Here is a 17,804-nt window from a genome sequence, read left to right as displayed (position 1 = left end):
CGGTCCTGACATGTCCCGCTGGCCCGCTTGGCGAACCCTCCCCCTGCTATACAAGGGGGTCTGGTTGCTGCCTTTTCTTGTGCTGCTCTCCCCGCCTTCACTGGGCTGGGATTTTGACCGCTTGCAACGCGCTGCCAGCCTGCGCGGCAATGCAAACGGCCAGCGCCTGTTTGCCGAGTGGCGTGAGCTGATGAATGACAGCCGCAGCCTGGGCGAAACCGACAAGCTGAAACGCCTCAATGAATTCTTCAACCGGCGCCTGAGCTTCAGTGATGATGTTAGCATATGGGGGCAGGCCGACTACTGGGCGACACCGCTGGAGAGCATGGGCAAGGGCAGCGGCGATTGTGAAGATTTTGTCATTGCCAAGTACTTCAGCCTGAAGGAGCTTGGCGTACCGGTTCAGAAGCTGCGGCTCACCTATGTGCGCGCCCGCATTGGCGGTCCGAACAGCAGCATCAGCCAGGCGCATATGGTGCTGACCTACTATGCGGCGCCCGATGCAGAGCCGCTGGTGCTCGACAACCTGATTACCGACATCCGCCCGGCCTCACGCCGCAGCGACCTGACGCCGGTGTTCAGCTTCAACAGTGATGGACTGTGGGCCGGTGGCACGGCCAGCAGTGGCAGCCCGGTAGACCGCCTCTCGCGCTGGAAAGAATTGCTGCTGCGCATGCAGGCAGAAGGTTTTGATTAGGAAGGAATGACCGTGTCCCTGTTCCGACAACTCTGGCTGGTGGTGGTGGTGTCCACGCTGATTGCCTTTTCAGGCAGCTTTGTGGTCAGCATGTTTACGGCCCGCAACTACCTGCAGCAGCAACTCTTTACGCAGAGTACCGACAGTGCCGCTTCGCTGGCACTGTCGATGTCCCAGCAGAAGAAAGACCCGGCCACGGTAGAGCTGCTGGTCAGCGCGCTGTTCGACAATGGTCACTTCCGCCTGGTGCGTTATAGCGATGTGCATGGCAAAACCCTGGTAGAGCGCGTCAACCGTACCCCACCGGACAAGGTGCCGGAGTGGTTTGTGCGCCTGTTCCCGCTGGATGCGGGTCAAGGGGTGGCCCAGGTATCAGACGGCTGGATGCAGTCTGGCAGCGTCACCATCATCGCCCACACCCGCTTTGCCTATCAGGCGCTGTGGGATGGCGCGCTCAAGCTGTTCCTGTGGATCCTGATCGCCGGGGTGCTGACCGGGCTGATGGGCTCTGCCCTGCTGCGTACCATCCAGCGCCCGATGCGGCGCGTGGTCGAGCAGGCGCGTGCAATCACCGAGCGGCGCTTTATTACCATTCCCGAGCCCCGCACGCCTGAGTTACGCAGCCTGGCGCAGGCCATGAACCGCATGGTCACCCAAGTGAAGGCCATGTTTGCCGAGCAGGCCAGCCGCATTGAGCAACTGCGACAGGAAGCCAACAACGATGCCCTGACCGGCCTCGCCAACCGCGATTACTTCGAAAGCCGGTTGCGCAGCGCCCTGCATGATGACGATGCCCCACCGACCGGCGCCTTGCTGCTGATCCGGCTGTTTGACCTAGCCGGGATCAACCAGCGGCTGGGTCGGGACCGAACCGACCAATTGCTGAGAGAAGCCGCCGACCGCATCCGTGAAAGCGCCGCAGAAGACGATGAACGCCTGCTGGCGCGCCTGAACGGCGCCGATTTTGCCCTGCTCGACCTGAGGGCCGATGTCAGCGAAACCCGCCATCTGGCGCAGCAAATCCTTGACCGACTGACCGATCTCTACCGCCAGGGGCTCACCGACCAGGACAATGTGGCACATGTCGGCTTTACCCTGTACCAGCACGAAGATGACCCCGCCCAGCTGTGGCAGCAGGTCAGCGAGGCGCTGGCCCAGGCGCAGGCCACCGGCGCCAACCAGGCCCGACAGGCCGAACAGGCCGACCGTGCACGTATGCTGGATGTCGCCCACTGGCAGCCTCGTCTGGAGCAGGCGCTACAGCAGCAGCACTTTGCCCTGGGTCAGTTCCCGGTCTTGAACATGCAAGGGGAACGCCTGCACGATGAACTGATGCTGCGGCTGCGTGATCTGGAAAGCGACGGCCTGCTGCCCGCCGGGCGTTTCATGCCCGCCGCCGCCCGCCTCGGCCTGATCCCGCAGCTCGATCTGGAGGTGGTGCGGCTGGCGCTGCAGCATGTCAAGCAAGCCCGGCAACCGGTTGCCATCAACCTCGCCGCCGAATCGGTGCTCTCCACCGAGTTTCAGGGCAAGCTACTGCTGCAGCTCAACCAGCACAACCGCGAAGCCAAATACCTGTGGTTTGAAGTCAATGAGCATGGCTTCCGCGACGAACTGCAGGCACTGGGGCAACTGGCAACCCGCTTGCGCCCCTTGGGCTGCAAGGTGGGTATTGAGCACTTTGGCCGACACTTCAACAGCATTCCACACCTGCATGAGCTGGGACTGGACTACCTGAAAGTGGACGGCAGCTTCATCCACCAGATTCACGACAACCGGGGCAACCAGCTGCTGGTCAAAGCCATCGCCGACATCGCCAGCAACCTCGGCATCATCACCATTGCCGAGCGGGTGGAAAGCGAGCAGGAATGGCAAGCCTTGCAGGCATTAGGCATTCAAGGGGTGACCGGCCCTGCGGCGACGCGACATGGTGGCTGAAGAGGGATCGATAAATGACGATGCACACGGGTTTACGCTGGGCGCTACTGCTCCTGCCCACCCTCGCCCTTCCGTTCACCTATCAGCTGGGTCATCAGCACGGTCGCGAGCAGGGTTATCACAATGATTTTGCCCGAGGGCAGGTTGAGTTGGCCATTGTACTGCATGGCGCATTGCCCTATCAGGTGGACGCCCGCACGCCCCCGGACAGCTATCAGCGCTGGCGAAGCATCAAGGATATTGATCTCTTCATTCTCACCCGCAATGGCGTCAAAACCCTGGCCTGGTGGGATGATGTGCCGAAGCCAGCCAAACCGTGAAGTCTTTGACCAGACTGCAGGTCAAGCTGATATGAAAAAAGGTCGCCCAAGCGACCTTTATCATTTGAATGGTCGGGGTGAGAGGATTCGAACCTCCGACCCCCTGCACCCCATGCAGGTGCGCTACCAGGCTGCGCTACACCCCGACCGAGCCCGCGATTATACCGAATTCCGCGAGGAATGCCAGTCAGGCGCGCAAGATTGCCAGAATTTCTCCCAGCGACTGCCGGATCGGCAGGACCGGCTCAGCGGCAACCGGTGCCGTATGCGCCGATACCGGCGCATCGATGCCCAGATCCAGCTCAGACAAACGATTGCGCGCACCGCTGATGGTGAAGCCTTCTTCGTACAGCAAACCGCGGATGCGACGGATCAGCAGCACCTCATGGTGCTGATAGTAACGGCGGTTGCCGCGCCGCTTGACCGGTTTGAGCTGGGTGAACTCCTGCTCCCAATAGCGGAGCACATGCGGCTTCACCCCGCACAAGTCGCTCACTTCTCCGATGGTGAAATAGCGCTTGGCCGGGATCGGCGGCAGATCAGGCTTGTTCGTTTCGACCATGGCTGGTTTCGACCAGTCCCTTCAGTTTCTGGCTGGCATGGAAAGTCACCACGCGACGCGCCGTAATCGGAATCTCTTCTCCGGTTTTCGGATTGCGACCCGGACGCTGCGGCTTGTCCCGCAGCTGGAAGTTGCCAAAGCCGGACAGCTTGACGCTTTCCCCCGCTTCCAGCGAGGTGCGGATTTCCTCGAAAAAGGCTTCCACCATTTCCTTGGCTTCCCGCTTGTTCAAACCGACCTGCTCAAACAGGACGTCGGCCAGTTCGGCCTTGGTCAAGGTTGTTACCATTATCGCCCCCACGACGTCAGTTGCGCAGTTGCGCGCCATGTTGCCGTGAAGCCTCTACCAGCAGGGTGGCAATCGCACCCTCGATTTCCTCGTCGGTCAGAGTCTTCAGAGTATTGTGCAACATCACGCGAAGCGCAAGGCTCTTTTTACCGCTTTCTATGCCTTTACCTGCATACACATCAAACAGGCTGATTTCGGTCACCAGCGCAGGTGCACTGGCGCGCAAATCATCGACCAGCTGCTGTGCAGGCAGCTGCTGGTCCACCACCAGGGCGAGGTCTCGCCGCACGGCCGGCAGGCTGGAAATGTCCTGATAGTCCGGCAAAGGTACCTGTAATACCGGCGATGCTTCCAGCTCGAACACTACCGGTGCTGATGGCAGATCATACGCCTGAACCCACTGCGGGTGCAGTTCGCCGATCCAGCCGATGTCCTGCCCGTTCAGTTGCACCCGCGCCGAGCGGCCGGGATGCAATGCCGGGTGACTGTCCTTGATGCAGCGTACCGTACCGGAAGCCTGCAATAACTGTTCCATGTCTGCCTTGACATCGAAGAAGTCCACCGCACGCCCACTATCCGCCCACTGCTCCGGCAGCGCGCTGCCCCAGGCCAAGGCGGCCACCCGCATTGGCTGGGCGTAGCCGGCCACCGTCAGCGGGCCATTCTGCACACTGGCATCACGCAGGAACACCTTGCCCAGCTCGAACAGGCGCACCCGGGCAGCCTTGCGGTTGAGGTTATAGCGCAGGGTGCTGACCAGGCCACCGATCAGGCTGGAGCGCATCACTTCCAGATGGCTGGCGATCGGGTTCTTCAGGGCAATCGCATTGTCGTTGCCAGCAAAATCCCGCTCCCAGGCACGTTCGACGAAGCTGTAGTTGATCACTTCCTGATAATCCACATCGGCCAGCAGCACGCGCAGCTGATGCAGCGAGCGGGTGGCTTCGGTAGCGATCCGCATGTTGGCCGGTACCTTGGGCGGGCGGGCCGGGATGCGCTCAAAGCCGTACACCCGCGCCACTTCTTCCACCAGGTCTTCTTCAATTTCCAGATCGAAGCGATACGATGGCGGCGTCACCACCAGCCGCACCTCGCCGCCCTCTTCGCTACGCTGGCAGGGCAAGCCGAGGCGGCGGAAAATCTGCTGCATGGTGTCGTCGTCAATGTCGACCCCAATCAGCTTGCGGGCACGCACGGTGCGCATGCTCACCGGCGGGCGGGCGGGCAGCTCGGCCACTTGCCATTGCACCGGCCCCGGCTCGCCACCACAGATCTCCACAATCAGCTGGCTGGCGCGTTCCATGGCACGGGCCGTACCATCGAAATCCACACCGCGTTCGAAACGGTGCGAGGCGTCCGAGCTGAAATTGTAGCGGCGGGCACGCCCGGCAATCGCCACCGGGAAGAAGAATGCCGCTTCCAGGTAGATGTGGCGGGTATGCAGCTCCGCCTTGGTGGACTGGCCACCCATGATGCCAGCCAGGCCAATCGGGCCGCTGTCGTCGGTAATCAGCAACACCGATTCGTCCACCGTCACCGTCTGTTCATTCAGCAGCTGCAGCTGTTCGCCAGCGCGGCCAAAGCGCACGTCGATGCTGCCTTGCAGGCGGTCGAGATCGTAAACATGCAGCGGCTGGCCCAGCTCCAGCATCACATAATTGGTCACATCCACCAGCGCGGAAATCGAGCGCAGACCAGCGCGCTCCAGCCGCTGCACCATCCAGGCCGGGGTCTGTGCCTTGGCATCCACATTGCGGATCACCCGGCCACCAAAGCGGCCACACCCAGCCGGGCTGCTGATGCGCGCCGGGAAGGTGGCGTCGCTCTGCGGCGACACCGGTAACATCTCCGGCATCTGCAGCGGGGTATCGGTCAGCGCCGAGACTTCCCGCGCCACCCCCATCAGGGACAGACAATCGGCGCGATTGGGCGTCAGCTTGATGGTGATTTTCTGGTCGTCCAGCTGCAACAGCTGGTAGACGTCAGCCCCCACCGGGCTGTCTTCAGGCAGTTCCAGCAGGCCACCGTGGTCTTCCGACAGGCGCAGCTCGCGGGCCGAGCACAGCATGCCAAAGCTCTCCACGCCCCGCATCTTGACCGGCGCAATCACAAATGGCTTGTCTGCGCTCTCACCCGGCAAAGCCGCCCCTACCAGCGCGCAGGGGATTTTGATCCCGGCGCGGGCGTTCGGTGCACCGCAGACAATCTGCAGGGTTTCGCCGCCCACATCCACGCTGCACACATTCAGCCGGTCGGCATTCGGGTGCCGTTCGGTGCTGAGGATATGCCCCACCACCACCTTGCTGAACGGCACGCCCACCGGATCGCAGTCTTCCACTTCCAGACCAGCCATGGTCAGCAAGTGGGTCAGTTGTTCAGTCGTCAACGCCGGATTGACCAGCGTACGCAGCCATTGTTCAGAGAATTGCATGATCGCCTACGGTATGGATGTCAATAATCGGGGTGCTGCTCAGGCAAACTGGCGCAGGAAACGCAGGTCGCCTTCGTAGAACAGCCGCAGGTCGTTGATGTCGTAGCGCAGCATGGCCAGGCGCTCGATACCGCTGCCAAAGGCAAAACCGGTATAGCGCTCCGGGTCCAGCCCGAAATTGCGCACCACATTGGGGTGCACCTGCCCGGAGCCGGACACTTCCAGCCATTTGCCCTTCAGGCGGCCACTGCCGAAGCGCATGTCGATCTCGGCAGACGGTTCGGTAAACGGGAAGAAGGAAGGCCGGAAGCGGACTTCCAGGTCTTCGGTCTCAAAAAACTGTTGCAGGAAGTTGGTATACACCCCCTTCAGGTCTGCAAAACTGATGTCCTCGGCGATCCACAGGCCTTCGACCTGGTGGAACATCGGCGAGTGGGTGGCGTCCGAATCCACCCGGTAGGTCTTGCCCGGTGCAATCACCTTGATCGGCGGCTGATGCATGCGGGCATAGCGCACCTGCATCGGGCTGGTATGGGTGCGCAGCAGCAGCGGCTGACCGCTGGCGTCGTCCACGTAGAAGGTGTCGTGCATCGAGCGCGCCGGGTGGTTCTCCGGCTGATTGAGTGCACTGAAGTTATACCAGTCGTCCTCGATTTCCGGGCCGTCGGCCACGTCGAAACCAATGGAACGGAAAATTTCTTCGATCCGCAGCCAGGCACGGCTGACCGGATGGATGCCGCCACAGCCACGTCCACGCCCCGGCAGCGAAACATCAATCGCTTCCTCTGCCAGCCGGGCATCCAGCTTGCGCTGCTGCAGCGCCTGACGCTGCGCGTTCAGTACCGCTTCGATGGCTTCCTTGGCCTGGTTGATCAATTGCCCAGCTTGCGGCCGCTCCTCGGCGCTGAGCTTGCCCAAGCCCTTCATGTGCTCGGTCAGCTCCCCCGTCTTGCCCAGATAGCGGGCTTTGGTTTGTTCCAGCACCGCTTCGTCGGTGATGGCACTGAGGGTCGATTGGGCTTCTGCGACAATGTCGGCAAGGCTACGCATAAAGATTTCAATCCAGTCCGTAGACGGTTCAACAGGGAAAAAAAAGGGAGGCTGATTCAGCCTCCCTTTGTGTGCCAGCAGGCTTAGGCGAGGCTTGCCTTGGCTTGCTCAACGAGCTTGCCAAAGGTCACCTTGTCAAAAACAGCCAGATCGGCCAGAACCTTGCGGTCCACAGCCACAGCTGCCTTCTTCAGGCCATTCATGAACACACTGTACGACAGACCCAGTTCGCGAGCGGCCGCGTTGATGCGGGTGATCCACAGGCGACGGAACTGACGTTTGCGTTGACGACGGTCACGGTAGGCGTATTGGCCAGCCTTCATCACCGCCTGTTTGGCGATGCGATAGACGTTTTTCCGACGACCGCGATAACCCTTGGCCAGCGCGAGAACTTTTTTGTGACGGGCACGTGCCGTTACACCGCGTTTAACTCGTGGCATTGTTCATACTCCTTATGCAAACGGCAACATGGCACGGACAGAAGCCATGTTGGTGCTGTGAACTGCTGCGCTGCCACGCAGTTGACGCTTGTTCTTGGTGGTCTTCTTGGTCAGGATGTGACGCTTGAACGCTTGGGAGCGCTTCACGGCACCACTGCCCATAACCTTGAAGCGCTTTTTCGCGCTGCTCTTGGTTTTCATCTTCGGCATGGTATTACCTTTTTTTCAAATCGGCGCCGGGTGGTCGAACCGTTCGACACTTAAACCACGGACACCGCCTGTTTTCCCGTTACCGGGAAACTTGCGGCAGGCAGGGCACCCTGCCCGCTTCATACTTTGGCGATCAACGCTTTTTCGGCGCGATCACCATGATCATCTGGCGACCTTCCAGCTTCGGGAACTGCTCCACCGTGCCATGCTCGGCCAGATCGGCTTCCACCCGCTTGAGCAGGTTAAGGCCAAACTCCTGGTGGGCCATTTCCCGACCCCGGAAGCGCAAGGTGATCTTGGTCTTGTCACCTTCATTGAGGAACCGGATCAGATTCCGCATCTTGACCTGATAGTCGCCTTCGTCCGTCGCAGGGCGGAACTTGATTTCCTTCACCTGCATCTGCTTTTGCTTGGACTTGGCTTCCTGCTTGCGCTTGCTCTCCTGGTACTTGTACTTGCCGTAGTCCATCAGACGGCAGACCGGAGGTTGGGCTTGCGGTGCAATTTCTACCAGATCGACTTCAGCTTCTTCCGCCAACTGCAGGGCGGCGCGCGAACTCATGATACCCAGCTGTTCGCCTTCCAGCCCGACCAACCGCAATTCCGGCAGATTGATCTCGTAGTTGATGCGCGGTTCTTTCTCTTGAGCGATGACAATATCTCCTGTTTATTGAACGACTTAGCGCCGCCCGACCACGTCCGCGCGGAATAGCGCGGCCACCTCGGCCAGCGGCAGCTGCCCCAGATCCTCACCTTTGCGGTTGCGTATGGCCACGGCGCCGGCTTCCATTTCTTTATCGCCGACAATCAGCAAATACGGCAGACGCTGCAAACTGTGCTCGCGAATTTTATAGGTTATTTTCTCGTTTCTCAAGTCCGAGTCAACGCTAAAGCCTTGTTCTTTCAAGAAATCAACCACTTTGCCCACATATTCAGCCTGACGGTCGGTAATGTTGAGCACCATCGCCTGCACCGGCGCCAGCCACATCGGGAAGCTACCAGCGTGGTGTTCGATCAGGATGCCGAGGAAACGCTCAAACGAGCCGATGATGGCCCGGTGCAGCATCAGCGGGCGACGACGGCCATTGTCTTCCGTGACATACTCGGCATCCAGACGCTCCGGCAGCACCGCATCAAGCTGAATGGTGCCGCATTGCCAGGAGCGGCCCAGCGCGTCCTTGATGTGGTATTCCACCTTGGGACCATAGAAGGCACCCTCGCCCGGCAGCTCTTCCCACTCAACTTCACAGGCGCGCAATGCCGCACGCAGGCCTTCTTCGGCCATGTCCCACAGCTCATCGCTACCGGCACGCTTTTCCGGGCGCAGCGACAGCTTGATCGCCACCTGATCAAAGCCGAAATCGCCATATACCTCCATCGCCAGCTTGTGGAAGGCTTTGACCTCTTCAATGTACTGGCCTTCGGTACAGAAAATGTGGCCATCATCCTGCACAAAGCCACGTACCCGCATCAGGCCATGCAAGGCGCCGGACGGCTCATTGCGGTGGCAGCCGCCAAACTCGGCCAGCCGGATCGGCAGCTCACGGTAAGAGCGCAGACCGTTATTGAAGATCTGGATGTGCGCCGGGCAGCTCATCGGCTTCAGCGCGTAATCGCGCTTTTCCGATTCGGTGGTAAACATGCCTTCGCGGTAGTTGTCCCAGTGGCCGGAACGCTGCCAAAAGGTGCGGTCCATCAGCTGCGGCGTACGCACTTCGTTATAGCCCACCTTGGCCAGCTTCTTGCGCAGGTACTGCTCCACCATCTGCCACAGATGCCAGCCCTTGGCGTGCCAGAACACCATGCCTGGCGCTTCGTCTTGCAGGTGGAACAGGTCCAGCTGCTTGCCCAGACGGCGATGGTCACGCTTTTCAGCCTCTTCCAGCTGGAACAGGTAGGCTTCGAGGTCTTCCTTCTTGGCCCAGGCGGTACCGTAGATGCGCGTCAGCATCTCGTTGTTGGAGTCGCCACGCCAGTAAGCACCGGCCACCTTCATCAGCTTGAATACCTTGAGCTTGCCGGTAGATGGTACGTGCGGGCCACGGCACAGGTCGGTGAAGTCACCCTCACTGTACAGGCTCACATCTTCACCTTGCGGGATGGAGGCAATGATCTCGGCCTTGTAGTGCTCGCCGATGCCCTTGAAGTAGCTGACCGCTTCATCACGCGGCAGCACCTTGCGCGTCACCGGAATGTCGCGCTTGGCCAGCTCCTGCATGCGCTTTTCGATCACCCCCAGGTCTTCTGGCGTGAACGGGCGCTGGTAGGAGAAATCATAGTAGAAGCCGTTTTCAATGACCGGGCCAATGGTGACCTGAGCCTCCGGATACAGTTCCTTCACGGCATAGGCCAGCAAGTGTGCCGTAGAGTGGCGAATGATCTCCAGCCCGTCTGCATCACGCTCGGTGACGATGGCGACATCGGCGTCTTCGGTCAGCAGGGTCGAGAGGTCGACCAGCTTGCCATTGAGGCGGGCTGCCAGTGCAGCACGGGCCAGACCAGCACCAATATTGGCGGCGACATCATACAAGGAAACCGGCTGCTCAAACTCGCGCTTGGAGCCATCGGGTAAACGGGCTATCGGCATGATCCTGTGGGTCCTGTAAGGAAAATACGGGCAAAAAAAAGTGCGGTCGAGCCGCACTTTTTTTCAACAACCAATACGCGAACTCTACCGGCGAGATGACTCAGCTAGTCGTAGTAGTTCGGGTCAGTTGCATGATCACTCGTCCTGATGGAGGGATGGATTCCTGACCATCATACCTGATGAAGTGCATTTTGGATAGCGCCCCGGCCGCCTTCGAATGACGCCCAATGACATGTCATGGTCGGGAATGGTGTCGTGGCCTGCAGCTGCGAGGCGAACAATCGGCGAGTTGCTCCGACCCGGCACACCGCCCCGCCGAAGCAGCAGCCGTCGAACTGATCCACCATCCCAATGACGAGGAGGCAAGATGACGAGCAATCGTGGTGTCGTTTACGTAGGGCCCGGCAAGGTAGAGGTGCAATCCATCCCTTTCCCGAAACTGGAAAATCCGTTTGGCAAAAAAATCGAACACGGCGTGATCCTGCGCGTGGTCTCCACCAATATCTGCGGCTCGGACCAGCATATGGTACGCGGCCGTACCACCGCACCGGCAGGCCTGGTGCTGGGTCATGAGATCACCGGCGAGGTGATCGAAGTGGGTCGTGACGTGGAAACCCTGAAGCTGGGCGACCTGGTATCGGTTCCCTTCAACGTGGCCTGTGGTCGCTGCCGTACCTGCAAAGAACAAGCCACCGGCGTGTGCCTGAACGTGAACCCGTCCCGTGCCGGTGGCGCTTATGGCTATGTCGACATGGGCGGCTGGATCGGTGGTCAGGCTGAGTATGTGATGGTGCCGTATGCTGACTTCAACCTGCTGGCCTTCCCCGACCGCGACCGCGCCATGGAGAAGATCCGCGACCTCACCTGCCTCTCCGACATTCTGCCCACTGGCTTTCATGGCGCAGCCTCTGCCGGGGTGGGGCCCGGCTCTACCGTCTATATCGCCGGGGCCGGTCCGGTAGGCATGGCGGCGGCGGCCTCGGCTCGCCTGCTGGGCGCGGCGGTGGTGATCGTTGGTGATGTCAACCCGGCCCGGCTGGAGCATGCCCGCAAGGTGGGCTTTGAGACCGTCAACCTGTCGCTGGATGCCACCCTGGGCGAACAGATCGCGCAGATTCTGGGGACACCGGAGGTGGATTGCGCGGTGGATTGTGTCGGCTTTGAAGCCCGTGGCCACGGCCACGATGGCGTGCGTTTCGAGGCCCCCGCCACCGTGCTGAACTCGCTGATGGAAATCACCCGTGCGGCGGGCAAGATCGGCATCCCCGGTCTGTACGTGACCGATGATCCGGGTGCGGTAGACGATGCCGCCAAGCGCGGTGCGCTCTCGATCCGCTTTGGTCTGGGCTGGGCCAAGTCGCACAGCTTCTTTACCGGCCAGACCCCGGTGATGAAGTATAACCGGGCGCTGATGCAGGCCATCCTGTGGGATCGCATCAACATCGCCGAAGTGGTCGGGGTGCAAGTCATCACGCTGGACCAGGCCCCGAACGGCTATGCCCAGTTCGATGCCGGTGCGCCGCAGAAGTTTGTGATTGACCCGCATGCGCTGATCCGCCGGGCCGCATGAGCTGACGCTGAAAAGCAAAAAGCCGCAAGTGAGAACTTGCGGCTTTTTTGTACTCGTTGGTAGGCACGATTGGACTCGAACCAACGACCCCCACCATGTCAAGGTGGTGCTCTAACCAGCTGAGCTACGTGCCTAACGAAGAAGCGAGACTATACCAGCCTGATTTGTACTGCGCAAGGCCCTGTGCGCGTTTGCGGGCGATTTTTTTCAGATCGCCCGCTGGTATCACGCCGCACGGGCAGGCTTGCGCCGGGGCCACAGATAGCGGTAGGTAAACCCAGGGAAACCAAATACCAGGAAGATGCAGAATACGCTGACGTAAAACGGCATCACGTTCTGACTGTGCACCGGCGAGCTGAGCGATTCCAGCATGCGGCCCAGCAGTAGCGCCAGTGCAAAGCACATCACACATTCCAGCACCCGCATCCACACCGGCTTGCTGACGGGTTTCCACACCATCAGCAGCGGGCGATTGAGCAGGAACGGCAGGTTGGCCAGCAGCAGCCAGCCCACGAGCAACAGTAACAGGCTGGTGGACTGTGCCATGGCTTAACCCAGGTGAATATTACGGCTGCACAGATCCAGCAGCCATTGCGGCATCACGCCGAGTGCCAGAATCGCCAGCGCGGTCAGAACCAGCAATACTCGCTGGCTCGGGCAGCGGGTAAAGCCTTCAGACGATTCCGGTGCATCAAAATAGGCCAGCTTGACGATGCGCAGGTAGTAGAAAGCGCCAATCACCGACAGCAGCACCACCGTGACCGTCAGCCAGGTCTGGCCGGACGCCAGCACCGCGCTCAGTACCGAGAACTTGCTGATGAAGCCCACCGTGGACGGGATACCGGCCATCGAGAACATCACCAGCAGCAGCACGCCACCGAACAGCGGGCTACGCTTGGCCAGACCCTTGAGGTCGGACAGGTTTTCGGCTTCAAAGCCGCTACGCGCCAGCAACAAGATCAGGCCAAAACCGCCCAGCGTCATCAGCATGTAGGTGACGACATAGAACATCGACGCCGCGACACCGTCCTGCGTATTGGTCATCACGCCCAGGATCACAAAACCCATGTGCGAGATGGCCGAGTACGCCAGCATGCGCTTGAGGTTGGTCTGCGCAATGGCGGTGAGGTTACCAATGGCGATGGAGGCTACCGCCAGCACCGTCAGCATCATCTGCCAGTCCACATGCAAGGCAGGCAGGGCGATCACCAGCGTACGGGTCAGGAACACAAAAGCGGCCAGCTTCGGAGCCGAGCTGACGAACAGGGTCACCGCAGTCGGCGAGCCGTGGTACACATCCGGCACCCACATGTGGAACGGTACAGCTCCCAGCTTGAACGCCAGACCGGCTACCATGAACACCAGACCAATCTTCACCAGAATGGCATTGGCCGCACCACTGCTCAGCATGGCGGCGATGTCTTCCACGAACAGGGTGCGGGTACCACCGTAGACCATGGACATGCCGTACAGCAGCATGCCGGAGGCCAAGGCGCCCAGCACAAAGTACTTCATGGCGGCTTCGGTGCTGCGCACGCTGTCACGCTCCAGCGCCACCAAGGCGTAGGTGGCCAGCGACATCACTTCCAGCCCCACGTACATGGCGAGCAGGTTGTTGGCGGAGATCAGCACGAACAGGCCAAACAGCGCAAACAGCATCAGGATGCGGTATTCGCTCTTGAAGAAGCCCCGGTCTTCCGCATAAACACGACCAAACACCATGACCAGGGCGACGGTAATCACTGCCGCCAGCTTGGTTACCCACGCCATGCCGTCCAACACGAACATGCGGTTGAAGGTGTACTGGGCGGCATCTCCCGGCTGGTTGTGCCAAACCAGCCAGCCAGTACCCAGCAAGGCCAGCAGGCTCAGTGCGTTGCTGAGGTTTTGTCGCTCGTCACCGAGCAGCAGATCGACAATCAGCAGCAACGAAGCGGCACACAGCAGGAACAATTCCGGCAGCGCGGGTGTGAGGTTGATTCCAGCGAGCATCATTGGGTTCAATTTCCAGCGTAAGTGATGGCAAGCATACCGGTAGCGCCAAGCGCCACCGGCCTCCTTACATGGCCTGCTTCTCGGCCACCAGCGTAATCAGTTGGGTTACCGAAGCGTGCAGCTTCTGGGCAACCGGCTCCGGGTACAGGCCCATGCCCAGCACGGCAGCAGCCAGCAAGGTCAGCACCAGGGCTTCACGGGCGTTGATGTCAGTCAGTTCTCGCACATGGTCATTGGCGATGTCACCAAAGATCACGCGTTTGTACATCCACAGGGTATAGGCCGCACCAAAGATCAGGGTGGTGGCTGCCAGCATGCCCACCCAGAAGTTCACCTTGGTGGCACCGAGGATCACCAGGAATTCACCAATGAAACCACTGGTGGCTGGCAGGCCGGCGTTGGCCATGGCAAACAGCATGAAGAAGGCGGCGAACTTGGGCATGGTGTTGACCACGCCACCATAATCAGCAATCTGGCGGCTGTGCACGCGGTCGTACATCACGCCGATGCAGAAGAACATGGCGGCAGACACGAAACCGTGCGAGATCATCTGCTGCATCGCGCCTTCCACCGCCACCGCGTTGAGCTGGGTACCGGAGAACAGGAAGATGCCGAGAGTCACAAAGCCCATGTGCGAGATGGAGGAGTACGCCACCAGCTTTTTCATGTCCTGTTGCACCAGAGCCACCATGCCGATGTACACCACCGCCACCAGCGACAGCGCCACAATCACCCAACCATATTGCTGGCTGGCGTGCGGCGCAATCGGCAGACAGAAGCGCAGGAAGCCGTAACCGCCGATCTTCAGCGTAATGGCTGCCAGCACCATGGAGCCGCCGGTCGGCGCTTCCACGTGGGCATCCGGCAACCAGGTATGCACCGGCCACATCGGAACCTTCACCGCAAACGAGGCAAAGAAGGCGATCAGCAGATACACCTGCACATCCTTGGCAACGCTCAGCTTGTGGAAGTCCGCAATCCTGAAGCTGCCACCGGCCTGCTGGCTGAGGTACAGGAAAGCTACCAGCAAGAGCAGCGAGCCCAGCAGGGTGTAGAGGAAGAACTTGACCGAGGCATAGACCCGGCGCGGACCACCCCAGATACCGATGATCAGGTACATTGGGATCAGCATGGCTTCAAAGAACACGTAGAACAGCATGGCATCGCTGGCGGCAAACGAGCCGTTGATCAGACCGGACATGATCAGGAAGGCGGCCAGGTAATGTGCCACACGCTCCTGGATCACTTCCCAGCCCGCCAGCACCACCAGCAGGGTGATGAAGCTGTTCAGTACGATGAACAGCATGGAGATGCCATCCACCCCGAGGCTGTAGCGGATGTTAAAGCGGGTGATCCAGTCGTAGTTCTCAATGAACTGCAGGCCACCGTGCAGATCGGCAAAGCCGGTAAACAGCGGCAGCGTGACCAGGAAACTGGCCAGCGCACCGAGCAAGGCCACCCAGCGCACCTGCGTCGTGGCCAGCAGCGAGCTGACAATCAGCACCAACACCCCGGACAGGATGGGTAACCAGATCGACAGACTTAACAGATGATTCTCAAACATAGAAGACCCAATACGTTCTGTTTTGTTTGTATGCCGGAGCGTGTCTCAGTGCTTGAACAACAACTGGCTGAACCAGTAGGTGATCGCCACCATGCTGGCGAGGATCATCACCAGTGCGTAGTGGTTCAGCAAGCCAGTCTGTGCACGACGGGTAATGCGGGAGAACAGGCCCACCAGCTTGGCGCTGCCATTCACCACCAGGCCGTCGATCAACAGCACATCGCCCACCTTCCACAGCAACCAGCCCAGACCCCGTGCGCCACGGGCGAACACGTTGAAGTACAAGTCATCCAGGTAATACTTGTTTTCCAGCAAGCGATACAGCGGCGCGCAGACTTGCTTGATGCGGGCCGGGATCGACGGTGCCTTCAGGTAGAAGAACCAAGACAGAGCCACACCGGCCAGTGCCAGCCAGAACGGGGCATGCTTGACTGCCGACAGGCCCATGGCCAGTGCCGAGCCACCAGCGTGCTCGAATTCTTCCTTCATCTCGGTCATCACATGGTGACCGTGGCTGTAGATCACGCCGTCAAAGAAGTTGCCATACAGCATCGGCTCGATGGCCAGATAACCGATGACCAGCGACGGAACCGCCAGCAGGACCAAGGGCAAGGTCACCACCCAGCGCGACTCATGCGGCTCGCCACCATGGTGATGGTTGTCATGACCGTGATGGTCATCGTGCTTCACATGGCGGAAACGCTCTTCGCCGTGGAACACCAGGAAATACATGCGGAAGGAGTAGAAGGCGGTCACGAACACACCCACGATCACCGCAAAGTAAGCGAAGTGTGCACCCGGCAGATCAGACATGTGCACCGCTTCAATGATGCTGTCCTTGGAGTAGAAACCGGACAGGAACGGGGTGCCGATCAGCGCCAGCGAACCAATCAGCGAGGTGATCCAGGTCCACTTCATGTACTTGCGCAGGCCGCCCATGTTGCGGATGTCCTGATCATGGTGCATGCCGATGATCACCGAACCAGCCGCGAGGAACAGCAGCGCCTTGAAGAAGGCGTGCGTCATCAGGTGGAACACCGCCACCGAGTAGGCGGATGCACCCAGCGCCACCGTCATGTAGCCCAGCTGCGACAGGGTGGAGTACGCCACCACGCGCTTGATGTCGTTCTGGATGATGCCGAGGAAACCCATGAACAGCGCAGTGATCGCGCCGACCACCAGCACCACGTTCAGTGCCACGTCGGAGAGTTCAAACAGCGGCGACATGCGGGCCACCATGAAGATACCGGCGGTCACCATGGTCGCGGCGTGGATCAGCGCAGAAATCGGGGTCGGGCCTTCCATCGAGTCCGGCAGCCATACATGCAGCGGGAACTGGGCCGATTTACCCATGGCACCGACAAACAGCAGGATACAGATCACGGCCATCAGCGGCCATTGCTGGCTGCCGATCAGGTTCAGCGTCACGCCTTGCCAGAATTGCTGATGCGCAGCGGCTTCAGCAGCCGGCAGGCCGACACCCACCTGACGGAACACATCAGCGTAGTCCAGCGAGCCGAAGTGCGCCAACACCAGACCAATCCCCAGCACAAAGCCGAAGTCACCGACACGGTTGACCAAGAAGGCCTTGAGGTTGGCGAAGATGGCGGTCGGCTTCTTGTACCAGAAACCGATCAGCAGGTAGGACACCAGACCCACCGCTTCCCAGCCGAAGAACAGCTGCACGAAGTTATTGGCCATCACCAGCATCAGCATGGCGAAGGTAAACAGCGAGATGTAGCTGAAGAAGCGCTGGTAGCCCGGATCTTCTTCCATGTAACCCACGGTATACAGGTGGACCATCAGCGACACGAAGGTCACCACCACCATCATCATCGCGGTCAGACGGTCGATCAGGAAGCCGACCTGAAAGCTGATGCCATCCACCGTCAGCCACTGGTAAACCGTGCCGTTGTAGGGCTTGCCGACGGTCATCTGGTCATGCAGCACGTAGGCGGACAGCACAAAAGCCACCAGCACACCGAGGATGGTAACCGTATGGGCGCCCGCCCGGCCGATGAACTTGCCGAACAAGCCAGCCAGCAGGGCACCGACCAGCGGCGCTAACGGGACAAGCAGATACAGATTTTGCATAGCGGACGTCGTGCCTGTATATCGTTTGAATCTCTCAACAGGGGGCGATGCAGCTCG

16 protein-coding genes and 2 tRNA genes are annotated in these 17,804 nt (G+C 60.1%); 4 read left to right on the top strand and 14 right to left on the bottom strand.

Translation table 11 applies throughout. The features are described from left to right. The first annotated feature begins 10 nt into the window (after positions 1-10). Genes ACE3O2_RS06610 through ACE3O2_RS06600 form a run of 3 tightly spaced genes read left to right on the top strand, consistent with a single transcriptional unit; the run spans position 11 to position 2,955 of the window. On the top strand, positions 11-697 hold the full coding sequence (locus ACE3O2_RS06610; protein WP_168875681.1) for a transglutaminase-like cysteine peptidase: 687 nt from the start codon (positions 11-13) through the stop codon (positions 695-697). A 12-nt stretch (positions 698-709) separates the two neighbouring features. Next, positions 710-2,635: an EAL domain-containing protein gene (locus ACE3O2_RS06605; protein WP_374335904.1), complete on the top strand. Its 1,926-nt coding sequence runs from the start codon at positions 710-712 to the stop codon at positions 2,633-2,635. 14 nt (positions 2,636-2,649) lie between these two features. Then, positions 2,650-2,955, top strand: a complete 306-nt coding sequence (locus ACE3O2_RS06600; RefSeq protein WP_374335902.1) for a hypothetical protein — start codon at positions 2,650-2,652, stop codon at positions 2,953-2,955. Positions 2,956-3,024: 69 nt separating this feature from the next. Here ACE3O2_RS06600 and ACE3O2_RS06595 read toward each other — a convergent pair. The 9 genes from ACE3O2_RS06595 to thrS form a co-directional block, all read right to left on the bottom strand. Beyond that, a tRNA-Pro gene (locus ACE3O2_RS06595) sits at positions 3,025-3,101 on the bottom strand. A gap of 41 nt (positions 3,102-3,142) precedes the next feature. Further along, positions 3,143-3,517, bottom strand: a complete 375-nt coding sequence (locus tag ACE3O2_RS06590; protein ID WP_374335899.1) for a MerR family transcriptional regulator — start codon at positions 3,515-3,517, stop codon at positions 3,143-3,145. Continuing rightward, entirely contained in the window at positions 3,495-3,806 is a 312-nt protein-coding gene (locus ACE3O2_RS06585) for an integration host factor subunit alpha (RefSeq protein ID WP_168875685.1), read from the bottom strand. The genes ACE3O2_RS06590 and ACE3O2_RS06585 overlap by 23 nt, the downstream gene beginning before the upstream one ends. Positions 3,807-3,822: 16 nt before the next feature. Next, positions 3,823-6,237, bottom strand: a complete 2,415-nt coding sequence (pheT, locus tag ACE3O2_RS06580) for a phenylalanine--tRNA ligase subunit beta (RefSeq protein WP_374335897.1) — start codon at positions 6,235-6,237, stop codon at positions 3,823-3,825. 39 nt (positions 6,238-6,276) lie between these two features. Beyond that, entirely contained in the window at positions 6,277-7,287 is a 1,011-nt protein-coding gene (pheS, locus tag ACE3O2_RS06575) for a phenylalanine--tRNA ligase subunit alpha (RefSeq protein ID WP_374335895.1), read from the bottom strand. Positions 7,288-7,370: 83 nt separating this feature from the next. Continuing rightward, a complete protein-coding gene (gene rplT / locus ACE3O2_RS06570; RefSeq protein WP_168875688.1) occupies positions 7,371-7,727 on the bottom strand; it encodes a 50S ribosomal protein L20 in 357 nt (118 codons plus the stop codon). A gap of 12 nt (positions 7,728-7,739) precedes the next feature. After that, the gene (gene rpmI, locus ACE3O2_RS06565) at positions 7,740-7,937 is read right to left on the bottom strand and encodes a 50S ribosomal protein L35 (RefSeq protein ID WP_168875689.1); all 198 of its coding nucleotides are present in this window, start codon (positions 7,935-7,937) and stop codon (positions 7,740-7,742) included. Positions 7,938-8,070: 133 nt separating this feature from the next. Beyond that, positions 8,071-8,595 carry a translation initiation factor IF-3 gene (gene infC, locus ACE3O2_RS06560; RefSeq protein WP_168876880.1) on the bottom strand — a complete coding sequence of 175 codons (525 nt, stop codon included), beginning with the start codon at positions 8,593-8,595 and terminating at the stop codon, positions 8,071-8,073. A gap of 21 nt (positions 8,596-8,616) precedes the next feature. Further along, on the bottom strand, positions 8,617-10,524 hold the full coding sequence (gene thrS / locus ACE3O2_RS06555) for a threonine--tRNA ligase (protein WP_374335892.1): 1,908 nt from the start codon (positions 10,522-10,524) through the stop codon (positions 8,617-8,619). Between the two features lie 367 nt (positions 10,525-10,891). On the opposite strand from thrS, the gene fdhA reads away from it, so the two are divergent. After that, positions 10,892-12,094 carry a formaldehyde dehydrogenase, glutathione-independent gene (gene fdhA / locus ACE3O2_RS06550; protein ID WP_374335890.1) on the top strand — a complete coding sequence of 401 codons (1,203 nt, stop codon included), beginning with the start codon at positions 10,892-10,894 and terminating at the stop codon, positions 12,092-12,094. Positions 12,095-12,151: 57 nt separating this feature from the next. Here the strand turns inward: fdhA and ACE3O2_RS06545 are convergent. The 5 genes from ACE3O2_RS06545 to nuoL all read right to left on the bottom strand — a co-directional run bounded on the left by ACE3O2_RS06545 (position 12,152) and on the right by nuoL (position 17,747). After that, a tRNA-Val gene (locus ACE3O2_RS06545) sits at positions 12,152-12,228 on the bottom strand. 91 nt (positions 12,229-12,319) lie between these two features. Continuing rightward, entirely contained in the window at positions 12,320-12,640 is a 321-nt protein-coding gene (locus ACE3O2_RS06540; protein ID WP_374335888.1) for a DUF2818 family protein, read from the bottom strand. Positions 12,641-12,643: 3 nt separating this feature from the next. Then, complete coding sequence (gene nuoN / locus ACE3O2_RS06535; RefSeq protein ID WP_374335886.1) at positions 12,644-14,089, bottom strand: NADH-quinone oxidoreductase subunit NuoN; 1,446 nt, start codon at positions 14,087-14,089, stop codon at positions 12,644-12,646. A gap of 64 nt (positions 14,090-14,153) precedes the next feature. Then, positions 14,154-15,653 carry an NADH-quinone oxidoreductase subunit M gene (locus ACE3O2_RS06530; RefSeq protein WP_374335884.1) on the bottom strand — a complete coding sequence of 500 codons (1,500 nt, stop codon included), beginning with the start codon at positions 15,651-15,653 and terminating at the stop codon, positions 14,154-14,156. Between the two features lie 45 nt (positions 15,654-15,698). Further along, positions 15,699-17,747, bottom strand: coding sequence for an NADH-quinone oxidoreductase subunit L (gene nuoL, locus ACE3O2_RS06525; RefSeq protein WP_374335882.1), 2,049 nt, complete (start codon positions 17,745-17,747; stop codon positions 15,699-15,701). Positions 17,748-17,804: the final 57 nt, after the last annotated feature.

Origin of the sequence: Leeia sp. (assembly GCF_041909055.1) — a bacterium.
Taxonomy (GTDB): Bacteria; Pseudomonadota; Gammaproteobacteria; order Burkholderiales; family Leeiaceae; genus Leeia; species Leeia aquatica.
This window is presented reverse-complemented; position numbering and strand designations above follow the sequence as displayed.